The organism is Sphingobacterium sp. BIGb0116 (assembly GCF_024808035.1).
GTDB lineage: Bacteria > Bacteroidota > Bacteroidia > Sphingobacteriales > Sphingobacteriaceae > Sphingobacterium > Sphingobacterium paramultivorum.
In genome coordinates this window covers 1,477,095-1,498,164 of the sequence record NZ_JANUDT010000001.1, presented here as the reverse complement: position 1 = coordinate 1,498,164, position 21,070 = coordinate 1,477,095, and the positions used below count along the sequence as shown (strand labels likewise).

Sequence of the window (21,070 nt, the reverse complement as noted above, 5' to 3'; positions counted from 1 at the left end):
AATAAAGATTTTTAGGTGCCTATATCGGCGGTGTCTACCTCTTCCCATTCCGAACAGAGCAGTCAAGCCCGCCAGAGCCGATGGTATTGCCGTAACAGGTGGGAGAGTAGGTCGGTGCCTTTTTTTACACGGAAGCCCTTGCTGGAAACAGTCAAGGGCTTCTTTCGTTTAAATACTTCCATGACCATTACACTTCCGCCACTGACCATCACTGCATATCCTCCGCATATTGGTTATCGCAGCATAGGACCGTCGGCAGTTGTTGCGCAACTCTCATTGTCCTGCAACTACGCTGTAACAGTCCCTCAGGTTTTACACTGCATTCATCATCCCGCTCATTTCATAAGCGAAATGGAAGTAAACGTTCCTTTTTCGATGAAAGGCTTACAATAGGTTGGCTAACCTGCAACATTATTATTGGACAATCGTTTGCATTCCATAATCCCTTTTTTACTTCGATTTACTATTGTATTATTGTTAAGTTAATTTAATGCATTATAAATCATACGCATGAAGATATCTTTTTGGAGCGCAAAAGCACAAGTCTGTTTATTGATGGGATTGGCTTCTCCTTTTATTTTTCAACCCACTCGAGTTGACGCTAAAGTAAGTACGATCAAATATTATAATACAATAGGTCGCGATCAAGGCAACCGTATTATCACGATTCAGAAAATTAATCCGACAACAGTCGAGATTGTATACGATAATGGTCAGCGTCTGACTTTAGATTTCTACGGTAATCATATTTTTAGGATGTTCCAGAATGTTCATGGCGGTATTATCCGTGATCCCGAAGCAAAACCCGAAGCAAAAATATTGGTAGAGCAACCTCGGAAAACGGTCACTGGGCTTGAGGTAAAGGATGAAGGTAATAAGGTCAGCATCTCCACTAACGATATTCTTTTTTCAATGGATAAACAGACTTCACAGTTTAGTATCCTCAATCGGAAAAGCAATAAAATTGTAGTTGAAAGCTTAAAGCCGATTGTTTTCGAAGAGAAACAAGTTAGCGTTGAATTGAAGGAAAATGCGGATGAATACTTTTTTGGTGGCGGCGTTCAAAATGGGCGTTTTTCACATAAGGGAAAAGTGGTTGCGATCGAAAATCAGAACAGCTGGACCGATGGTGGTGTTGCCTCTCCAACCCCTTATTACTGGTCAACCAAAGGGTATGGTTTTATGTGGCATACCTTTAAAAAGGGAAGTTATGCCTTTGGAGCCAAAACCCCTGGGACAGTAAAATTGGCACATGATACAGATTATCTGGATGTCTTTTTTATGATTAATGACGGGATAGTACCTTTGCTCAACGATTTCTATCAATTGACGGGCAACCCAATTCTTCTGCCGAAATTTGGTTTGTATGAGGGGCATCTTAATGCCTATAACCGCGATTTTTGGAAAGAAGATGAAAAGGGAATTCTATTTGAAGACGGCAAACGCTATAAAGAAAGTCAAAAGGACAATGGCGGAATCAAAGAATCGCTGAACGGTGAGAAAAACAATTATCAATTTTCGGCCCGCGCTGTAATAGACCGGTATAAAGCACATGATATGCCTTTGGGCTGGATTCTTCCAAATGATGGCTATGGTGCTGGCTATGGCCAAACGGAATCTTTAGATGGGAATATCCGAAATTTGAAAGAGTTTGGTGATTATGCACGTAAGAATGGTGTAGAAATCGGTTTATGGACACAGTCCGATCTCCATCCAAAAGATAGTATAAGTGCATTACTGCAACGTGATATTGTAAAAGAGGTTCGGGATGCGGGTGTAAGAGTCCTAAAAACGGATGTGGCCTGGGTTGGTCCAGGATACTCCTTTGGTCTCAATGGGGTCGCTGATGTGGGACATACCATGCCTTACTATGGTAACAACGCTCGTCCATTTATTATTTCATTGGATGGTTGGGCGGGCACACAGCGCTATGCCGGTATCTGGTCGGGCGACCAGACTGGAGGCGTATGGGAGTACATTCGATTCCATATACCAACGTATATCGGCTCGGGACTTTCAGGTCAACCCAATATTACATCCGATATGGACGGGATCTTTGGTGGTAAAAACTTTAAGGTCAATATTCGTGATTTTCAATGGAAGACCTGGACACCAATGGAACTCAATATGGATGGCTGGGGATCGAACGAGAAGTACCCGCATGCTTTGGGTGAGCCGGCTACTTCTATCAATCGTCTGTATCTGAAATTGAAATCTCAACTGGTTCCCTATAGTTATAGTGTTGCGAAACAAGCTGTAGATGGACTGCCTATCATTCGTGCTATGTTTTTAGAGCAAGCAAATAGTTATACGCTTGGAAAGGCAACGCAATACCAGTACCTCTATGGTCCAAATTTCCTTGTAGCACCGATTTACCAGGAAACACGTGTGGATGAGAAAGGAAATGATATGCGCAATGGTATCTACCTGCCGGATGGTGAATGGATTGATTATTTTACGGGTGAAAAATACCAGGGAGGGCGTATTATCAATAACTTTAATGTGCCTATTTGGAAGCTGCCTGTTTTCGTGAAAAATGGAGCCATTATTCCGGTGACCAACCCAAATAATAATGTGCTGGAAATCAAAAAAGATCAACGTATTTATGAGGTGTATCCTTATGGGAACTCCAATTTCGTGGAATATGATGATGATGGAAAGACAGAGGCTTATCGTTATGGTAAGGGGGCAAATACATCCATAACTTCACAGTTAAACAACAATAGAGTTGTTTTTGCGATAGCTCCAACGCAAGGCGAATTTGACGGTTTTGAGAAAATGAAGTCTACGGAAATTCGTTTCAACGTTAGCAAAGCACCGAAGAAATTGACAGTAAAGGTCAATGGGAAAAATAGCAAACTTAAAGAAGTGAATAGCATAGATGCATTTAATACTTCTGAAAACGTATATTTCTATGACGCACAACCAAACCTGAATCAGTTTGCAACCAAGGGATCTGAATTTGAAAAAGTACCTTTGGTGAAAAATCCGATGTTGCTGGTGCGACTAGCCAAACAGGATGTCTCATCGACCGCAATAGAAGTACAATTGGACGGTTTCGAATATGCTCCTGTTGACAACTATCTAACGCAGACTGGTGCTTTGACCTCACCCAAAGCTGTTATCACAGATCAAAATACACAAGCATATACCTTAACGCCAACCTGGGAAAAGGTTGCAAATGCTGATTATTATGAAATTGAATTTAATAATCTGATCTATTCGACCATCAAAGACAGTCAATTGCTATTCGAAGGATTGGCCGCGGAAACGGATTACCAGTTTAAAATTAGAGCTGTCAATAAATCTGGTGTTTCAGATTGGAGTACATTTGCCGCAAAGACAAAGGCAAACCCATTGGAATTTGCCATCGAAGGAATCAAAGCGGAGACTTCTGCGGATAACCAAGGCGGAAATGGTATCAATAAATTGTTCAATTATGATGAGGGGGATATGTGGCATACAAAATGGGGACAGACTGCGGTTCCGTTTGATATGACCTTAGATCTAAAATCCGTTAATCAATTGGATAAGTTTGAGTATCTTCCAAGAACCGATGGCGGAAATGGCATCATTTTAAAAGGAAAAGTATTCTATAGCAACGATAAGGACACCTGGACAGAAGCTGGTAGTTTTGATTGGAAACGTGATGGCGAAATGAAACGTTTTGATTTTGGAACCCATCCGGTGGCTCGATTTATCAAAATTTCAGTTTCTGAAGCTGTTGGTGGTTTCGGTTCAGGAAGAGAATTATATGTGTTTAAAGTACCAGGATCGTCAAGCTACTTACCGGGCGATATTAATAATGACCGATTGATCGATCATAATGACTTGACTTCCTATATTAACTACACGGGATTGCGACTGGGAGATGGAGATTTCGAAGGTTATGTCAGCAATGGTGATGTCAATAAAAATAATCTGATTGACGCTTATGATATTTCCAATGTTGCTGTTGTCATTGAAGGTGGTGCAAAACCAAATAAAGAAGAAAAGGTCAGTGGTAAATTAAAATTGATTCCTTCAAAAACGACCTTAAAATCGGGAGATATTGTGGAGATCAGTGTTAGTGGCGAGAATCTTAAAGCTGTCAATGCACTTAGTTTTGCTCTTCCTTACAATCAGGGTGATTTTGAATATGTCGGTATTGAGTCCTTACATTTAAAAGAGATGAACAATTATAGCAACGATCGTCTTCACACTAATGGAAGTAAGGCTCTGTATGCTACTTTTGTTAATCTGGGCAACAAGGAGACTTTGAATGGATCTGAAGTTTTATTTAAGATCAAATTGAAAGCAAAGCGTAATGTCAATTTCAATCTGAAAGCGATAGATGGTATTTTGGTTGATAAAAAGCTGAATTCCGTTACTTTCTAAATAAATAGCCTTAACAAAAAGGGGAGCCTCATAGGCTCCCCTTTTTTTGTTAATTAATGTCTAAATAGTGCAGCTAATTAGTCCAATATCATACTGAGATCCATCAGCAGGATTTCAGTATCTGCTGAGGTCACTTTCAGGTTAATTTCAGCGACATCCCATATTCCAAAGCCATCTCTGCTTTCTAATTCCTGTCCTTCGACAGTAACACTACCTTTTATTACAAAAACATATACACCATTTCCTGCCTTTTTGATCTGGTATTTTGTTTGGACGTCCTTGTCAAAATGCCCCATGGAAAACCAGGCATCCTGATGGATCCATACACCCTCGTCTTCTGGATTTGGAGAAAGAATTTGCTGGAATTTATTCTGTCTTTGTGTTATATCCAATGTAATTTGATCGTATCGGGGGCTCACATTCCGTTGATTAGGGTACACCCAAATTTGAAGAAACTTGACTACCTGATCGGTGTTTTTATTATATTCACTGTGTATGATGCCCGTTCCGGCGCTCATGACCTGAATATCTCCCTTCCGGATAATGGCTTTGTTACCCATGCTGTCTTCATGTTGCAAATCACCTTCCAAAGGGATACTGATGATTTCCATATTGTCGTGAGGGTGTTTGCCAAAACCTCTTCCTTCAGCCACCATATCATCATTTAGTACCCGTAACACGCCAAAGTGCATACGTTCGGGGTTGTGATAATTGGCGAAGCTAAACGTATGATTGCTATCTAACCAGCCATGATTTGCATGACCGCGTGTAGCCGCTTTGTGGAGGACACTATGGTTTTCCAATCTGTCTGAATTATAGTTTACAGCTTCGGCATCCAGCGTTTCAAGCGGTTCTATCTCGTCAATATCATTCTTCAAGATATCAGCTGAAGACACTGTTGATGCAAATATTCCGGAACCTAAAAGTCCCTTTTTTATAAAGTTCTGTCTGTTCATGATCTTATTATTTAGTATCCAAAATTAGCCTATTAGCCGCCGATTTCTATTGATCTAGTTCAATAAAGAAAGAGTTTTAACGGTTTTCGGCTGTTTCTCTAGGAAGCTATCGCCTGTGCTTTATTAAACGGAGAGTAAGTCTGGAAAAAGACTATAGACTTCATTTTTTAGAAGTCCACTTCCACCGCCATAATGTTTGATCAGACCAATCGGATAAGTGAGCCGCGTAAGGTGATCTGTTATTTCACGCTCTTCCTGAGGAGAGAGTCCCGAACTCAATAACAAAACATCTACAGGGACGTCAATAAGCTGTTTTTTACAGGCATCCAAATCGTATTGTATCGTTGCATTCCAGTTGGGCGTGTTTTCAATGATTCTCTTGAGCGTGAGGAGAATTTCTTCATTTTTACCAAATATGAGAAAGGTTAAGATTTTCATGATGTTCTTGTTTAAGGATTTGTCCTGATGAGCGTATTGATAATGGCATTACCCTTTAAAATTTTTGAAATGGGACATTCTTCTGCAATTTGTTGAAGGCGTTCACGGGTATCTTCTGCTAAGATTTGTCCAAAAGCTATCTCGCGATCAAAATATGTAACCACCTGTCCTTTTTCAATTTTGAGGTACATATTTGAACTGACTGAAATTTCTGGAATATCAAGCCCTTTTTTATCGATGTACATGCGTAAAGTAGCTAGGGTACAAGATACAAGCGATGAGATAAGAAGGGTGTAGGGGTCAGGACCAAGATCTTTGCCACCAAGTTTTTCAGGTTCATCCGTAATGAATTCTCCATTTCTCCATTGTATTGTGGTCTTATATTTCTGCTCAGTAATATGGCCAAGGATAGGGTTTTCCAATATATATTTCATACGGATTATTCTTTTGTTTGTAATACAACAAAAATAAGCCTGAATTGATTCATTTCCATTGATGTAGTTCAATAAATATAGTCATATTGTCTCCTGATGTTTTTTATTGGCTGATAAGATTGATGGATTTCCGCTGATGAATACACCTTATCGCCACAGAAAAAATAAAGATTGGAGTAAGTTGAATCACATAAATTTTCTTACTTTTAACAATCAAATTCACTCAATTTTTTAAAGGATTTCAATTTAATATTTCGGTTATGATGAAGAGATTTTTACTTGTCGGACTTTTTGCTGGTATAACCCATTTTATGGCTTTCTCGCAATCTCATGAACTACGTGTGGGTGTTACCTCCGGTGTGTCCAATTTTACGGGATCGGGAACCGAAGCAAAGAGTACGTTGAATGGATCTACGCAGCAGGACTATTATACCAATAATCCTTATGGAAAAAAATATGGAATCAATATTGGTGGCGCTTTAAACTACCGTTATGTTTTTGCCAACAACCTAATATTAGGTTTAGAGGGTGCATATGAACGATTGCAGACAAAGATTGATTTGGAAGGCAATGAGTTTATGAATGGAAGCCGTGGTCAGACCCGTCTAAATCAACAATTTATCAATTTTAATCCTTTTGTTGGCTATCGTGTCTTTTTTGAACCGATGACAATGGATATTCAGTTGGGTATGGATATTGCCAAAACGCTGAGCATCAAAGAAAGTGGTAGCATTGAAGATAAACAGGGGAATAAAACAAGTTTTGATCGTGATAGAGGCAAGGTTATTGATTTGGATCTACGCCCTCGTTTACAGTTTAATGTAAATTATGACCGTTATACCGTGTTTGCCGGTTATTCATGGGGCCTAAAGGACTACCGTAGTGGAATGGTGGGCGGCGATCCCGGTGTGGCACGATTAAATGTATTCCGCTTGGGTCTGCAGTATCAGCTATTAACTCCTATCTTCAAAAATGACTAAAGGCAGGTTAGAAGCATTCAGTGATGGCGTTTTGGCCATCATTATAACGATTATGGTACTTGAATTAAAAGTACCTGAAGGATTTACTTTTGCGAGCCTTAAACCATTATATCCTAAAATTATCTCCTATATCGTTAGTTTTGTTTACGTTGGACTGTACTGGAATAATCACCATCATCTCTTTCAAATTGTTCGAAAAGTAAACGGAAAAGTTCTTTGGAGCAATTTGAATTTATTGTTTTGGCTATCATTAATGCCGGTTACAACGAATTGGATCGGTGAGTCACATTTTGAAAGGGATCCTATTATCGCTTATGGCTTTGTCCTGATCATGTGTTCCATATCATATAATATCGTTGAATATTTTGTGATTCAAATCGAAGGGGAAGAATCTGCACTGAAAAAAGCGGTTAAATCGAAAGCTAAGGAAAATATTTCTACAGCGCTGTATTTTTTGGGGATAGGACTGTCTTTTATTAATCCCTATATCAGTTTGCTCATGTATGGAACAGTCGCTATTATGTGGCTTATACCTGACCGCCGTATCGAGAAAGAAATGCGGAATCAATAGTTTTGCTGCTCCAAGGCTTTCAGGATGAACTGAACGCGATCGTTTACTGTTGTTTTTGGAACCTCAATGGTTTCATAACCGAGTTTTGTATAGGTCTCTCTCATTATCTTGAAAGTGTTTTCGGCCTCCCGCCAAGTTTGTTTCCGCTCGTTGTCATTCGCATAGATCTCTGCCCAAGGCGGTAAGATAAATACTTTTTTATGATAACGTCGACCTTTTGCTTCGTGAAGCAGTTCTTCTTCGATTGCAAGACCTTCCATTGCAATATATGCCAAAGTATCTGGAATTCCACGATCAAAAAAGACGTAGTGTTGGTGATCTTGCCTTACCTGCATCAAATAGCTGGCTGATGAATCTGCCAACATGAGTTTGGCATAGTGAATTTTATTTTTCCAGGGCAGACCATCAGCATCGGCTTCCAATTGTTCTCGGATGATGCGCCGTGCATCTTCTTCCACAATGCTGAATCCCTGCTTATGTAATTCATTTAATAAGGTTGTTTTACCGACTCCAGGTCCTCCCGTCAGAACGATAAAATAATGTGTTTGATCCATAATGATTAAAATGAAGTGCTTCCCGAAATGGAGAAAATTGGGGTAATGACTGATTGTTGGCTACTATTTTAAAAATTAGCTGTATTGTTTTGCGATTTTCTTTTCGGGTTCGACGTAGAATGTATATAAGAAAAATAAAAATATATATTCTAGTGGTTTCATCAAAATATAAGTCACATTTGAGGCACTGCTGGAATTAATTTTTACGGAGATATTAAAACCATATTTATCGTAGCAATATCTGACATAGCGATGTAGTGCTGGTGATAAATCGCTTAATATTTCTTCGAATGCGTTGGCCACCTGAAGCTGTCTATTGACAATGATCGTGTTGCCATGTCTTGTGCCTAGCCGTAAGGGTTTAACAAGAGCGGGATCTCCTTTTGCCGCAACTGTACAGAGGTAGTGGCCCTGATGATCGAGGATAGGAGGGTGCATTTTTTGTGAAAAAGCCCAAGTAGTTGTTTCTGTGAAAACTTTCACCATGGAGTCCCGATCCTGCCCCAATAGGATGAGGATGATAGTTAGTAGGAGAAAGACCGGAACAAGTAAAATAAGAGCCCATGCCGGATAATTCAGTTTTGAGGAAAGCAGGTTATTGATTTTATTGAGCGTGCTGTTGGCATAGCTTCTGTTCATAGCGTAACCCCGCTCTTCAACGATGATTTTACGGATTAGCCCAATGCCCATAATCAAGCAGCATATTGGCGTGAAAATAAAGAATAAAGTTCCATCGTTGCCAACATACATATCCAATGTGGACGTATCGTGGTGACTGACCTGAACGAGCACAAACAGACTGATAATACTACCTATCATTAACATAATCAGCATCAGAACAAGAGGAATAGGGGGGATTTTTCGTCCCTTGAGCCAAATCGCTATTGCTGAAATATTAAATGCAATAAAATAAAATGATAGCGATACAAGGTGTTTTCCGCCGAAGGGAATATAACAATCACCATCTACGGGATCTACGGCTTGATTATATTGACTCGAGTGGAATAATAGCCCTACCCCGCTTATCATTAATGAAATCAGGTAGCCGATAATAATGGCATACTCAACAATTGTTATTTTCCGCTGTTGTTTTTTGACAGCCGAACGAAGCAGATATAAAATCCCGAACAGCGTAAGAATAATAAGGAGAAGAATGAAGATCATAATGGGGTGAGCAGTTATAATTCTAAGACGAATATCGTCAAATCATTTGTTTAATTCAGATACAAGGCAATCAATTGTTTTTGGAATATACCGTATAACGGATTGAAATCAATATTATTGAAGTGTTTAATGGCTCGGAATTCAGGATTTCTTCAACCGTGTAGATGCTATCAAAAGTATCTATAGTGCCAATGTTCAGCAAAGACCAGCGACTAATTTTTACCGAATAATCTGCTCCAAAAATTCTTTTTTTTGCTGCTTTGAGAACTGTCTGTGGTTTCAAAATGTTTAGGGTCCGCATGGATTGTCTCTGTTTTGACATTTGGCAAAATCTCATTTTCTGGAAGTCCATTGCGTTGTTCTATTTCCTGGATCTGTTTTAATGCTGTTGTCTGATATAAAAGCGGTCCGTCTTTGTCGCAGTTAAAAAGGTTGGAGTAACTTTTTGATTCATTCAGATCAAAAGGTTGTGGTTCTACAACTTCTGTTGCTTCCAAGAGACCAAGGTTACGATCTTTGGCATATTGCAGTGCATTGAGGAAAATAGAAATACGGTTATCAGAAAATAGCGTATCTAATTCAGCCTTGATCGTCGGGTCACTTTGGTAATCTATCAACAATTGCGCGACTTTTTCTGCCGGGATAAACACACCCGAACAATAATTTTCTACAAGCCTATTTTCGATATTATTGGTTAGAAATTCTTGTTGGACAAATTGTTCCCACTGTTTGTAATAGCTGGATAAATGGTCATTTTTGGAGAAGGACAGGGCTCCACCTCGAACATAAAAGTATTTTTCGAAAAAACCTTGGACAACAGCAATGAAAAAACCATGGGTTTTGTCAAAATAATCATTTTTGTCGGTTTCCCGGCCCGCATTTAAGGTGTCTTGGTATTTGGTTTTATAGAAGTCTTCTAGTTGGTGAGTTGCAGAAACTTCCTCAATCTTTTCAGGATTTTTGAGCAAGTCAAAATACCAAGTTTCTATCTGCTGTTCTGAGATGGGGTGGTAACTAATATCATAGCCCATAATGACTGTTTTTAATCTCTTATGTTGTAATTGCTAATATATTAAAAATTAACATTTTGTGCAATATAAATCGCTCCGATATCGTGCTTTTTCCGCCTAAAAGGAAGGGTTTATGACAATTTATAGAGCAGGAGGGCGGCGGCAACATGTTTGCCTTTTTCATGATAATTAATTACTTTGGTCACAAACAGTATTTATATATGAAGCACTTACTATTTATTATTTTCATGTCGATGAGCTTATTTTTTACGGCTTGTCAATCCCCAAGTCCAGAGACTTTTTTCGGAAAAGTTGTTTTAAACACAAATCTTGTAGCAGATTTTGCCCCTGAACGCTATGGCAAACAGCTCGAGCAGGAGACCGTAGAATTTGCGGATATGCCCTCCAGTAAGAAAGTAGGCGATGAAGCTCAAAAATCTGTCGGGATCAAAATTCAGATTGTCGAAAAGGCCTTAAAGGATATTAAGGAACTGAATGTTTCCGATGCCGATGCAAAAGCACTGAAAGAGCAGTCTATTGCATTATTTGAAAAAGTGTTGCCTGTCTATAAAAATGAATATACCGCTTATGCAAAGTTATGTGATGGCAAAGGTTCGGCTGAAGAAAAGCAGGCATTACTCCAAAAGATCGAAAAAAACGATATGCCTTCCATTAACGAGGTGTTTGACAACGTATATACTTTAGGAAAAGCTTATGCTGAAAAACATAACCTGAATGTTAACTGGGGAAATTAAGCAGATGAAGGAAACAAGTTTATACAGAAATAAAAAGAAAACAAGTCAGCTATTGTCAATTTCGGGAGGCCTATGTTTGTTGCTTCTGGTCATTTTATTGTACAGTATCGGTTTATTTGATGGTGTATTTAAAGCCAAACCGACAGTTTTCTCTGCAGGAGCATTGCTGGTACTCTTAATTTTATTGTTTTCCAGCCTACTGAGCCTTCGGGATAAAACAGCGCAAATTGTTTTGAACGACCGCTATTTTCTTGGAAAGACAACACCAGTATCGAAAGCTTTTGGCCAAGGCGACTGGCAGGATGTCAAAAGCATCGACTTACAAAAAGTCGGTGGTGATACGATGGTCATTGTTACATTGGGTAATCCCCCTAAATATAAAGAGCAGCTTTCGTCGCTGTTATGGAAAATGGCTTATCAAGAATCCACTCAAGAATTGTCTATCATGTATTCGTCCTCAACTATTGATTTGGATCCCTCGGAGCTATACCAACTTTTTGTATCCTATTGGAAAGGGGCAAAAGTAATCGATAAGTAGTAAACAAATTAGGCCATTGCAGACTTTATAGCATCAATCTTCTGTTGGATGATCTCTTTTTCCAATGTTGTTTTAGCCAGGATTTTTGCTTTGTTAAAGTTTGCGATGGCTTTGTTTTTGTCCAGTTCCTTATAGAGTTCACCAAGGAGCACAAGATAAAAGTGATTGTCTTCTAGTTGTAAGGTTTTTACTTCGATTAATGCGGCTTTAACACCTTTTACTTTATACAGTGCAAATATTCTATTCAATGCAGCTGCTGGGGAATAATTGACGACTAATAAACGGTCATACCATTGCAGGATTTCGGCCCATTTTTCTGGACTGTCTTCCTTTATACAATGGCATTGCGCAATCTTTGCCTCCAGATGGTAGGATGTGAGTTCGTCTCCCGATGCAGCGTTCTTGAGAAAATGAAGCCCTTGATGTATAAGTTCTTGATTCCAGCGCTCCTCATCCTGTTGCTCATACAAAATGAAATCACCTTCATTGGTCAGCCTTGCCTCGAAACGGGAGGAATGAAAACAAATCAGCGCAATAAGCGCATTGGTCTTAGGTGTATTTGTTTTTTCATAAGTCGAAAGCATTAACGCAAGGCGTAAAGCTTCAATACAGAGCTCCTTTCTTAAAATTTGATTTTGGGTTTTAGAATAATACCCTTCATTAAATAAGAGGTAAATAATATGGAGTACGTTATCGAGGCGTTTAATAATTTCTGTTTCAGGGGGCAGTTCGAGTTCGATCTTTTCTGAACGTAGTTTTTCCTTCGCTCGGAATAGGCGCTTATTGATGGTTTCTTTGTTGGAAAGAAATGCTTCGGCAATTTCTTCTATACCAAAACCACAGAGGATTCTAAGGGCAAGACCTATTTGAGCCTCACTGGCAATTGCAGGCGTGCAGATTGCAAACAGCATTTTTAATTGGCTGTCTTTGATATTTTCCTGCGAGAAATTAAAGTCGTCGAAGCTTTCCGCTTCCGGCTCTCTCTGCCGCACTTCAGGGATGATTTTATCTGTAAATATTTTATTTCTTCGAAACTGGGCCAATGTCTTTTGTTTTGCAGCCGTGTACAGCCAAGCCGTAGGATTTGCAGGAACGCCTTTGGTCTGCCAAGATTCTGTGGCCAATAAGAAAGTTTCGCTGACGATATCTTCGGCGATTTCGATGTATTGGAGACCAAAACCCTTACTGATGACAGCGACTATTTTGGTAAATTCTTGCTGGAAAAGCTGTTTTAGAAAATCCGGATCCATAAGTCTAAAATAAGGGCGGCTGTGCGTGTGTACAGCTGCCCCGTATATGATTAGTTGAGCAGTGCACGTATCTCTACACTGCCGTTAAATTCGAGGATAGGACAGCCATGGGCCAAGGTTGTGGCTTCGTCAAGATCGTCTGCTGCGACGACAATAAAACCGCCGAGTCTTTCCCTAATCTCCACAAAAGGTCCATCCGTAACGATACCGCCTGGCTTTAATACCTTTCCGGCTGGCTCAAGACGGGAGCCATGATCCTTCAGTTTACCTTGCGCATCGATGTCACTGATCCAGTCGTACCATCTTTTGTTTACAGCTTTTGCTTCTTCCTCTGTCAGCTGACTTGGTTCATTGGCCCCCTGACGAAATAATAAGATGAAATCTTTCATTTTTATGGTTTAATTTATCGTATAAATTTCGACCTCGTGTTTATGAGGTTGGCTGTACTTTGTGCTGCCCAACTTTGTAGCTTCCTGCTTGTGTGCGGAAGGAAATATTGATCCTGTTATACGAATTGATCGCTGTAATGGCCAAGGTCAGGTCGATAAGTTCTTCTTCCGAAAATACAGCAGTTGCTTTCGTATAAACCTCGTCCGACACATCGCCATGCGTAATTTTCGTCACGGCTTCGGCCCATTCCAGCGCAGTACGTTCACGTTCGCTATACAGGGGGGCTTCCCGCCAGGCATCCAATAAGAACAATCGTTGTGGTTGATCTCCCGTCGCCAGTAGATCTTTTGAATGCATATCCAGACAATACGCACAGCCATTGATTTGTGATACACGGAAATAAATAAGATGCAAAAGCTCTTGTTCTATCGAACACTTGCTCAGATATGTACCTATTCCATACATTGATTTCATGGCGTTTTGCCCTTTTGCGAAAAAATTGATGCGTTGTTCCATTTTTTTATTGTTTTTAGTGTAACTGATTTACACCACAACAATGCTTGAAGTTAAAGAAATTGGACATGTTGATCTGTGTATTTTTAAATTAAGTTGTAAAGCATTGTTTTTCAATTGTTTAATTTAATTATTTCTCTAATGAAATTCTAATAATTTTCTAAAAGATCTCTAACGGATTCTAGGAGCAGGAATGTGGACCTTTGCAGGCAAAGGAGGAAAAAGAGATGAGTGTTTTTGAATTTGCCATACGATTATTTGTAGCATTACTTTTGGGGGCTGCTGTGGGAGTAGAGCGCCAATGGCGCCAGAAAAATGCGGGGCTTCGGACAAATACCTTAGTTTCGTTGGGAGCAGCAGCTTTTGTGCTGCTTTCCATAGAAATTGGCGGTGATGCTACCGGACGGATTGCTTCTTATGTGGTCAGCGGAATTGGTTTTCTTGGCGCTGGTGTGATTATGAAGGACGGTTTGAATGTGCATGGTCTAAACACGGCGGCGACGATTTGGTGTTCGGCTGCAGTAGGCGCGCTCTCCGGTCTAGGTTTGCATGCCCAAGCATTTGTCGTTGCGCTGGCTATTATTTTTACACACCTGATCTTTCGTCCAATCGGACAGAAAATGGCCTTCTTGACTTTTAATAAATCAGCAGCATCACAGACCGAATATCTACTGACCATAGGCTGTGGGATAGACATCGAAAATCATATTCGTGTTTTATTGATGCAGATGCTGAGTAGTAACGAAAAACTGTTGTTGACTTCGCTTTCGAGTGACGATACCCTCGCTACAAATGGCGTTGTCATTAGTGCCATCGTTAGAGCTATCGGTCAGCAAGACAGTCTTATCGAACGGATGGCTAGCCGATTGACCATCGAAGAAAGAGTAACAAAAATAAGCTGGGAAATTATAGGTACAGAGTCGGATCTGTAATAAGAATCGGATCTGTAATAAGAACGGGATTTACGGAAATTAACATGAAAGGGGCTATAGGGCTATGATTAAAATGAACAATAAAACAGCAAAGAATCAATTGCACAATATGATCAGTTCTAATGGAATGAATGTGGGGACCGTGACCAAGTTGCAGGGGGTGGCCAGTCAGGATGAAAAACTTGCCTGCGCGATGTTAGAAACGAGCAGAGAGGGGATTACAGACGAAATGGCTAAGGAACGTCAACAGAAATTTGGATTAAATGAAGTGAAACATCAAAAGGCCCCAAAGTGGTATGTGCAGCTATTGAAATCTTTTGCTAACCCCTTTATATATATTCTGTTATTGATTGCCACTGTTTCCTTTATCATCGATGTAGGGCTTCCAGAGGTTGGCGAACGAGATTATAAAACAGTTGTTGTGGTGTCCATTATGATTTTGGTCAGTGCGCTGCTTCGTTTTGTACAGGAGTATCGAAGTAATGCCGCTGCAGAAAAATTAAAAAGTATGGTCAAAACTACGGCGACGGTATTGCGGAAATTTAAAGGGAAAAGAGAGATTCCTATCGTTGAACTGGTGCCGGGAGATATTGTATACCTTTCTGCCGGGGATATGATACCTGCAGATTGCCGTATCGTTCAAAGTAAAGACCTTTTTGTGAGCGAAAGCATGTTGACAGGTGAGGCGCTTCCTGTAGAGAAGAATTATTTGCCCATCCGGAATGCGGCGGACAAATCACCTATTGAACTTTGTAATATTTGTTTTATGGGAACCAATGTTGTTAGTGGATCGGCGACAGCCGTGATTGTAACGACAGGAAGTTACACCTATTTTGGGAGTATCAGCAAATCGATTACCGGCGAACGTCCCGAAACAAGTTTTGATAAGGGTATAAATAAGGTGAGTTTTTTATTGATCCGTTTTATGCTGGTCATGGTTCCGCTGATTTTCTTGATCAATGGATTGATGAAAGGGAACTGGACGGAAGCGCTACTTTTTGCCATTGCTGTCGCTGTAGGTTTAACCCCCGAAATGCTGCCCATGATTGTAACCGCTAACCTGGCAAAGGGTGCTGTCAATATGAGCAAGCGTAAAGTCATCGTCAAGCGGTTAAATTCTATCCAGAATATAGGTGCCATGGATATTCTGTGCACCGACAAAACAGGGACATTGACATTGGACAAGATCGTCATGGAAAAACATCTTAATGTGTATGGGGTCGAAGATGATGAGGTGCTCAAATGGGCCTATCTCAATAGTTTTCATCAGACTGGTCTCAAGAATTTGATGGATAAGGCTGTGCTGGAACATGCCGAATTGCACGATTACTTGAAAGTGGAAGATCAATATCTGAAAATTGACGAGATTCCATTTGATTTTCAGCGACGACGAATGTCTGTGGTCCTCAAACAGCATAATGGTAAACATCTGTTGATCTGTAAAGGGGCCGTAGAGGAAATGCTTGAGCTTTGTACACATGCTTTTGATCCGGGAGATGACCGTAGCCTGCATGTCGAAAATGACCGTACTGTACCGATGGACGATACGATGCGTAAAATTGTATTGAAAACATCCAGAAAGATGAATGAGGAAGGGCTGCGTGTTTTATTGGTTGCGATCCGCGAATTTGACGGTGCTCACCCCTTGACCTATGCTGTTGCAGATGAAGAGAAGTTAACTTTAACCGGTTTCATCGGCTTTTTGGATCCGGCCAAACCATCTTCACAGCCGGCCATTGAAGCCTTACAAAAATTGGGAATCGGGATCAAAGTGTTGACTGGAGATAATGAGATTATCACACGCAAAATTTGTATGGATGTCGGCATTCCGGTGGATCGGATTGTCAATGGAAATGAGTTAGATCGCATTCCGGATACCGAGCTAAATCAATGTGTTGATGAGGTATCGGTATTTGCAAAGTTGAGCCCTCTCCAAAAAGTTCGTGTTGTAAAAGCATTGCGGGATAAAGGACATACGGTTGGATTTATGGGCGATGGTATCAATGATGCAGCGGCACTTAAGGAAGCGGATGTGGGTATCAGTGTGGATACGGCTGTTGACATTACCAAAGAAAGTGCCGATATCATTCTGCTGGAAAAAGATCTCATGGTGCTGCGCAAAGGGGTTATTTATGGACGTCGAACTTTTGGCAATATCATTAAATATATCAAGATGACGGCAAGCAGCAATTTCGGCAATATGTTCAGTATGCTTGGGGCCAGTGCTTTTCTTCCCTTTCTACCGATGTTACCCGTGCATCTGCTTATTCAAAATCTACTCTACGATATATCGCAGGTATCTATTCCTTGGGACAGTATGGATGAGGAATTTATCGTCGAGCCAAAGAAATGGGACGCTGGTAGTGTCTCCAAGTTTATGTTATTTATTGGCCCTATAAGTTCATTGTTTGATTTCGCCACTTTTGCAGTATTGTTTTTCGTGTTCAAGGCCAATACGGTATCGGATCAAACACTCTTTCAGACTGGTTGGTTTGTAGAGGGATTGCTTTCACAAACATTAATTATCCATATGATAAGGACCAAAAAAATACCCTTTATTCAAAGCTGGGCTGCTGCACCGGTTGTTGCCTTGACGAGTTTAATTATGATTATTGGTGTCGTTTTGCCGTTTACGCCATTTGCCGCTGCCTTAAAAATGGAAGCACTGCCTCTGACTTATTTTCCATGGCTTATCGGCATTTTGGTCTGCTATTGTTTACTTACACAGTGGGTCAAGAATTGGTTTATCCAGAAATTTCATACCTGGTTATAGTTTTAAATTATTGGAGTAAAATGCTGAAATTCATCAACAATAATGTTAATTTTAGACAAATTACTCCAATGAAACTTATAACATATACCCTTGCTATCGCTGGATTGGGCCTGATGGCTTCCTGTGGATCGGGAACTCATAACAGACAATCTGCTGCTGATACTGCTGTGAATGAAAAATTTAAATCGTATGAAGACCGTTTTATTCAGCAGCTTTGGAAAGAAAATCCGGAATGGGCTACCCAAGTAGGGGTCCATCAGTATGATTCCTTGTTGACAATTCCGGATGCCAATACGCGAAAACTACGTCTGGAGTTTTCGAAAAGACATTTGGACAGCCTCAAAAGTTTTGATCTGAGCACCTTGAATCTTTCTCAGCAAACAGATTATCATCTGATTCAAAACTATCTTGAATCCAATGTTTGGTCTATTGAGAAAGAGCGCGCGTATGAGTGGAATCCTTCTTCGTACAATGTTGGGGGGACGATCGCTTTTATGCTAGCCGAGAATTATGCACCATTATCGACCCGACTTAAAGCTATTTATCAACGTTTGATGAAGATTCCGGCCTACTATGAGGCCGCGAAAGGACAGCTTAAAAATCCGGCCTTGGTATTGACCGATTTGGCAATTCAACAGAATTTGGGCGGTTTATCTGTTTTTGAAAGCGATTTGCGGGATTCACTGAAAAAGTCCGATCTGCCGGCTTCAGAAAAGGATGCCATCCAGAAGGCTTCGCAACAAGCTATTGCGGCGATCAACGGATATGTTCAATTTTTAAAAGTGACACCTAATCCTTCTCCGCGAAGTTTTAGATTAGGAAAAGAACTTTACGACAAGAAATTTGATTTCGATATCCAATCGGGTTCAACGGCCGAACAGATTTATCAGGCTGCTCTAGCAAGAAAAAGCTATTTACATGGTGAGATGTATAAAATCAGCAAAGAGCTGTGGCCTAAATATTTTGGAAAATCATCCTTGCCGTCAGATAGTTTGCTTGTCATTCGAAAGATGATCGACACCCTGTCTGTCAAACATGTTAAAGCAGAAGAGTTTCAATCTGCTATCGAAGCACAGATACCGAAGCTGGTTGCGTTTGTCAAACAAAAGGATTTATTGTACATTGATGATAGCAAGCCGCTTGTGGTGCGCAAAGAGCCTGCTTATATGGCTGGTGTTGCGGGAGCTTCAATCAGTGCACCTGGTCCATACGATAAAGGTGGGAATACCTATTACAATGTGGGCAGTCTGACAGGCTGGACCAAAGAGGCAACGGAGAGTTACCTCCGGGAGTATAACCATTATATCTTGCAAATACTCAATATCCACGAAGCTATTCCGGGCCATTATACCCAATTGGTGTATGCAAACCAATCGCCGAGTCTCATCAAGAGTATTTTAGGTAATGGTGCAATGATTGAGGGCTGGGCTGTTTATACCGAACAAATGATGCTCGAAAACGGTTACGGTGACAATGCTCCTGAAATGTGGTTGATGTGGTACAAATGGCATCTGCGTACCGTTTGCAATGCTATACTCGATTATAGCGTCCATGTGAAAAATATGAGTGAAAAAGACGCTATGCATTTGTTGGTTGATGAGGCGTTTCAACAACAGGCCGAAGCAGCCGGTAAATGGAAACGTGTGTCTGTGAGCAGTGTGCAGCTGACGTCTTACTTTACGGGATATAAAGAAATTTATGACCTTAGGGAAGCTGTTAAACAAAAAGAAGGGAAACAGTTTAATTTGAAGGCGTTCAATGAAAAATTCCTAAGTTTTGGTAATTCACCCGTGAAGTATATTCGGGAAATGATGTTAAAATAATTATAAGGAATTCGAGCAATGATAAAGCCACTCAGAGGAGTGGCTTTATTGTTTATCATAGTTTATTGCTCAATGGCGACATCAGCAGTTACCTTGGCAAATTTGTTTCGATAATCTATTGGTGTAAGGCCTGTAATTTTTCGAAAAATATCCCGAAAGGCTTTTGTATCGGTATAGCCTACATCAAACATCACCTCAGAAACGTTTTTTCGTGATGCTTCGAAGAATTTTTTTGCAGCTTCGATGCGTACGCGTTGGAGGTATTCGACAGGCGTGTTGTTGGTTGCTTCTTTGAATCTCCGTTCAAATGTTCGCCGCCCAATATTGACATGATTGGCCAGTTCTTCGACTGTAATTTTCTCCTCGTACTTCTTCTCGATATAGTCTTGAGCTTGTTGGATATCCAGATCAGCATGATTACGTTGACCTCTGAATATGGCGAATTGCGATTGATTATCCCGGCTGATATCCAGTGCAAAATATTTGGCTATGAGTACGGCTGTTTCCCTGTCGGAATACTTTTCCACTAAATAGAGGATCAGATTCCATAAGCTGCTCGCGCCACCACTGCTGTAGATATTTTCATGTTCAGTGATCACAGCGCCATCCTCAATTTCAATGTGAGGGTATTTTTCCTTGAACTCTTCAATATGTGCCCAGTGTGTCGAACATTTTTTTCCATCTAAAAGACCTGTCTCAGCGAGCAGGAAAGCACCCACGCATAGACTGGCAAGACTAGCCCCTTTGTGGTACAGTTTTGTGAAATAAGGGATCGCTTCGGCATTATCACGTATTCCTTTTTCTATGTTGCCAAAAATAGGCGGTATGATAAGCAGATCTGTTTTCTGAACGTCCTGTAGTAGCCGGTTTGTCTTGATGGTATACTCCCCACTATTGGCCGGAACGTAAGTCGTTAAACCTACATATTCGACTTCAAAAATAGGCTGTTTTCCAAAGGCCGTTAGAAATTCATTGGCCGTATGAAAGGTTCTGAACGCAGGGGTAATACCTTCGATAGTGCCGTATTCGGGAACAAAAACAGAGATTTGCATATCATTTTTGGTTTATGATATAAAGGTACAAATAGTTTTTGTCGTAATCTACCCCTAAAGTTGTCGTCTTTGCAACAGCTGCAATGTTGTGATCCTTTGCATCTTTGTTATATCAATATAAACAATAGAAAAACAATGGAAAGACAGACAAAAATTACAGTTGAAGCAACGATTAATGCTCCTGTAGAAAAAGTATGGAAATTATGGAACAGTCCAACGGATATTATGCGATGGAACTCGGCAGACCCGAGCTGGCACTGCCCAAGCAGTGAAAATGATCTTCGCGTGGATGGTACTTTTAAAAATAGAATGGAGGCAAAAGATGGAAGCTTCGGATTTGACTTCGAAGGAACCTACCATACGGTAAATTTATACCGGGAAATTGCGTATACCATGGCTGATGGAAGAACTGTAAATACGCTTTTTTCAGAAGTGGAAGGAAAAACCAGTGTGATTACAGTTTTTGATGCGGAACAGGAAAATGATCCTGAATTCCAAAAATCGGGCTGGCAGGCTATTCTAAATAACTTCGTAAACTATGTAGAATCTGCGAATTAGTA

19 protein-coding genes and 1 rRNA gene are annotated in these 21,070 nt (G+C 40.4%); 10 read left to right on the top strand and 10 right to left on the bottom strand.

The window, feature by feature from the left end:
* Window positions 1-11 precede the first annotated feature (11 nt).
* Together rrf and M2419_RS06265 are read left to right on the top strand one after the other, a co-directional pair.
* Window positions 12-123, top strand: a 5S ribosomal RNA gene (gene rrf, locus M2419_RS06270).
* Window positions 124-510: 387 nt separating this feature from the next.
* The gene (locus tag M2419_RS06265) at window positions 511-4,377 is read left to right on the top strand and encodes a TIM-barrel domain-containing protein (RefSeq protein WP_202883717.1); all 3,867 of its coding nucleotides are present in this window, start codon (window positions 511-513) and stop codon (window positions 4,375-4,377) included.
* 77 nt (window positions 4,378-4,454) lie between these two features.
* On the opposite strand, the gene M2419_RS06260 is transcribed toward M2419_RS06265, so the two are convergent.
* From M2419_RS06260 to M2419_RS06250, 3 genes are all read right to left on the bottom strand, one after another.
* Window positions 4,455-5,333 (bottom strand): pirin family protein, encoded by an 879-nt coding sequence (locus tag M2419_RS06260; protein WP_153845121.1) that lies wholly within the window; start codon window positions 5,331-5,333, stop codon window positions 4,455-4,457.
* 123 nt (window positions 5,334-5,456) lie between these two features.
* On the bottom strand, window positions 5,457-5,771 hold the full coding sequence (locus M2419_RS06255) for a hypothetical protein (RefSeq protein WP_153845122.1): 315 nt from the start codon (window positions 5,769-5,771) through the stop codon (window positions 5,457-5,459).
* 11 nt (window positions 5,772-5,782) lie between these two features.
* Window positions 5,783-6,205: an OsmC family protein gene (locus tag M2419_RS06250; RefSeq protein WP_153845123.1), complete on the bottom strand. Its 423-nt coding sequence runs from the start codon at window positions 6,203-6,205 to the stop codon at window positions 5,783-5,785.
* Window positions 6,206-6,465: 260 nt separating this feature from the next.
* Between M2419_RS06250 and M2419_RS06245 the strand changes: the two genes are divergently transcribed.
* Together M2419_RS06245 and M2419_RS06240 are read left to right on the top strand one after the other, a co-directional pair.
* A complete protein-coding gene (locus M2419_RS06245; protein WP_153845124.1) occupies window positions 6,466-7,185 on the top strand; it encodes an outer membrane beta-barrel protein in 720 nt (239 codons plus the stop codon).
* Window positions 7,178-7,756, top strand: a complete 579-nt coding sequence (locus tag M2419_RS06240; RefSeq protein WP_153845125.1) for a TMEM175 family protein — start codon at window positions 7,178-7,180, stop codon at window positions 7,754-7,756. The genes M2419_RS06245 and M2419_RS06240 overlap by 8 nt, the downstream gene beginning before the upstream one ends.
* Here the strand turns inward: M2419_RS06240 and M2419_RS06235 are convergent.
* The 3 genes from M2419_RS06235 to M2419_RS06225 all read right to left on the bottom strand — a co-directional run bounded on the left by M2419_RS06235 (window position 7,750) and on the right by M2419_RS06225 (window position 10,505).
* Window positions 7,750-8,310: an AAA family ATPase gene (locus M2419_RS06235; protein ID WP_153845126.1), complete on the bottom strand. Its 561-nt coding sequence runs from the start codon at window positions 8,308-8,310 to the stop codon at window positions 7,750-7,752. The two genes, M2419_RS06240 and M2419_RS06235, sit on opposite strands and share 7 nt — an antisense overlap.
* 75 nt (window positions 8,311-8,385) lie before the next feature.
* Window positions 8,386-9,474: a DUF6688 family protein gene (locus M2419_RS06230; protein WP_182330813.1), complete on the bottom strand. Its 1,089-nt coding sequence runs from the start codon at window positions 9,472-9,474 to the stop codon at window positions 8,386-8,388.
* A gap of 212 nt (window positions 9,475-9,686) precedes the next feature.
* Window positions 9,687-10,505 carry a hypothetical protein gene (locus tag M2419_RS06225; RefSeq protein WP_182330814.1) on the bottom strand — a complete coding sequence of 273 codons (819 nt, stop codon included), beginning with the start codon at window positions 10,503-10,505 and terminating at the stop codon, window positions 9,687-9,689.
* A gap of 200 nt (window positions 10,506-10,705) precedes the next feature.
* Between M2419_RS06225 and M2419_RS06220 the strand changes: the two genes are divergently transcribed.
* On the top strand, window positions 10,706-11,239 hold the full coding sequence (locus M2419_RS06220) for a hypothetical protein (protein WP_259254531.1): 534 nt from the start codon (window positions 10,706-10,708) through the stop codon (window positions 11,237-11,239).
* Window positions 11,220-11,777 carry an STM3941 family protein gene (locus M2419_RS06215; protein ID WP_182330816.1) on the top strand — a complete coding sequence of 186 codons (558 nt, stop codon included), beginning with the start codon at window positions 11,220-11,222 and terminating at the stop codon, window positions 11,775-11,777. Before M2419_RS06220 ends, M2419_RS06215 begins: the two co-directional genes overlap by 20 nt.
* Before the next feature lie 8 nt (window positions 11,778-11,785).
* On the opposite strand, the gene M2419_RS06210 is transcribed toward M2419_RS06215, so the two are convergent.
* The 3 genes from M2419_RS06210 to M2419_RS06200 are packed head-to-tail and all read right to left on the bottom strand — an operon-like array spanning window position 11,786 to window position 13,933.
* Window positions 11,786-13,027, bottom strand: coding sequence for an RNA polymerase sigma factor (locus M2419_RS06210; protein WP_182330817.1), 1,242 nt, complete (start codon window positions 13,025-13,027; stop codon window positions 11,786-11,788).
* Between the two features lie 50 nt (window positions 13,028-13,077).
* Window positions 13,078-13,416 (bottom strand): YciI family protein, encoded by a 339-nt coding sequence (locus M2419_RS06205; protein WP_075993946.1) that lies wholly within the window; start codon window positions 13,414-13,416, stop codon window positions 13,078-13,080.
* A gap of 40 nt (window positions 13,417-13,456) precedes the next feature.
* Window positions 13,457-13,933, bottom strand: coding sequence for a carboxymuconolactone decarboxylase family protein (locus M2419_RS06200; protein ID WP_153845133.1), 477 nt, complete (start codon window positions 13,931-13,933; stop codon window positions 13,457-13,459).
* Window positions 13,934-14,157: 224 nt separating this feature from the next.
* Here M2419_RS06200 and M2419_RS06195 point away from each other — a divergent pair, with 224 nt between their 5' ends.
* From M2419_RS06195 to M2419_RS06185, 3 genes are all read left to right on the top strand, one after another.
* Complete coding sequence (locus M2419_RS06195) at window positions 14,158-14,862, top strand: MgtC/SapB family protein (protein WP_153845134.1); 705 nt, start codon at window positions 14,158-14,160, stop codon at window positions 14,860-14,862.
* Between the two features lie 73 nt (window positions 14,863-14,935).
* Complete coding sequence (mgtA, locus tag M2419_RS06190; protein ID WP_159731747.1) at window positions 14,936-17,635, top strand: magnesium-translocating P-type ATPase; 2,700 nt, start codon at window positions 14,936-14,938, stop codon at window positions 17,633-17,635.
* Between the two features lie 68 nt (window positions 17,636-17,703).
* Entirely contained in the window at window positions 17,704-19,458 is a 1,755-nt protein-coding gene (locus M2419_RS06185) for a DUF885 domain-containing protein (RefSeq protein WP_259254530.1), read from the top strand.
* 62 nt (window positions 19,459-19,520) lie between these two features.
* Here the strand turns inward: M2419_RS06185 and M2419_RS06180 are convergent, their stop codons facing one another.
* Complete coding sequence (locus M2419_RS06180) at window positions 19,521-20,510, bottom strand: GlxA family transcriptional regulator (RefSeq protein WP_088162733.1); 990 nt, start codon at window positions 20,508-20,510, stop codon at window positions 19,521-19,523.
* 135 nt (window positions 20,511-20,645) lie between these two features.
* Here M2419_RS06180 and M2419_RS06175 point away from each other — a divergent pair, with 135 nt between their 5' ends.
* Window positions 20,646-21,068 (top strand): SRPBCC family protein, encoded by a 423-nt coding sequence (locus M2419_RS06175; protein ID WP_120336209.1) that lies wholly within the window; start codon window positions 20,646-20,648, stop codon window positions 21,066-21,068.
* The last annotated feature ends 2 nt before the right edge of the window (window positions 21,069-21,070 follow it).

What these genes read in the sequence shown, in the direction of transcription:
- M2419_RS06265 (WP_202883717.1), top strand. Translation starts at nt 511, where the DNA reads ATGAAGATATCTTTTTGGAGCGCAAAAGCACAAGTCTGTTTATTGATG.
- M2419_RS06260 (WP_153845121.1), bottom strand. Translation starts at nt 5,333, where the DNA reads ATGAACAGACAGAACTTTATAAAAAAGGGACTTTTAGGTTCCGGAATA.
- M2419_RS06255 (WP_153845122.1), bottom strand. Translation starts at nt 5,771, where the DNA reads ATGAAAATCTTAACCTTTCTCATATTTGGTAAAAATGAAGAAATTCTC.
- M2419_RS06250 (WP_153845123.1), bottom strand. Translation starts at nt 6,205, where the DNA reads ATGAAATATATATTGGAAAACCCTATCCTTGGCCATATTACTGAGCAG.
- M2419_RS06245 (WP_153845124.1), top strand. Translation starts at nt 6,466, where the DNA reads ATGATGAAGAGATTTTTACTTGTCGGACTTTTTGCTGGTATAACCCAT.
- M2419_RS06240 (WP_153845125.1), top strand. Translation starts at nt 7,178, where the DNA reads ATGACTAAAGGCAGGTTAGAAGCATTCAGTGATGGCGTTTTGGCCATC.
- M2419_RS06235 (WP_153845126.1), bottom strand. Translation starts at nt 8,310, where the DNA reads ATGGATCAAACACATTATTTTATCGTTCTGACGGGAGGACCTGGAGTC.
- M2419_RS06230 (WP_182330813.1), bottom strand. Translation starts at nt 9,474, where the DNA reads ATGATCTTCATTCTTCTCCTTATTATTCTTACGCTGTTCGGGATTTTA.
- M2419_RS06225 (WP_182330814.1), bottom strand. Translation starts at nt 10,505, where the DNA reads ATGGGCTATGATATTAGTTACCACCCCATCTCAGAACAGCAGATAGAA.
- M2419_RS06220 (WP_259254531.1), top strand. Translation starts at nt 10,706, where the DNA reads ATGAAGCACTTACTATTTATTATTTTCATGTCGATGAGCTTATTTTTT.
- M2419_RS06215 (WP_182330816.1), top strand. Translation starts at nt 11,220, where the DNA reads ATGTTAACTGGGGAAATTAAGCAGATGAAGGAAACAAGTTTATACAGA.
- M2419_RS06210 (WP_182330817.1), bottom strand. Translation starts at nt 13,027, where the DNA reads ATGGATCCGGATTTTCTAAAACAGCTTTTCCAGCAAGAATTTACCAAA.
- M2419_RS06205 (WP_075993946.1), bottom strand. Translation starts at nt 13,416, where the DNA reads ATGAAAGATTTCATCTTATTATTTCGTCAGGGGGCCAATGAACCAAGT.
- M2419_RS06200 (WP_153845133.1), bottom strand. Translation starts at nt 13,933, where the DNA reads ATGGAACAACGCATCAATTTTTTCGCAAAAGGGCAAAACGCCATGAAA.
- M2419_RS06195 (WP_153845134.1), top strand. Translation starts at nt 14,158, where the DNA reads ATGAGTGTTTTTGAATTTGCCATACGATTATTTGTAGCATTACTTTTG.
- mgtA (WP_159731747.1), top strand. Translation starts at nt 14,936, where the DNA reads ATGAACAATAAAACAGCAAAGAATCAATTGCACAATATGATCAGTTCT.
- M2419_RS06185 (WP_259254530.1), top strand. Translation starts at nt 17,704, where the DNA reads ATGAAACTTATAACATATACCCTTGCTATCGCTGGATTGGGCCTGATG.
- M2419_RS06180 (WP_088162733.1), bottom strand. Translation starts at nt 20,510, where the DNA reads ATGCAAATCTCTGTTTTTGTTCCCGAATACGGCACTATCGAAGGTATT.
- M2419_RS06175 (WP_120336209.1), top strand. Translation starts at nt 20,646, where the DNA reads ATGGAAAGACAGACAAAAATTACAGTTGAAGCAACGATTAATGCTCCT.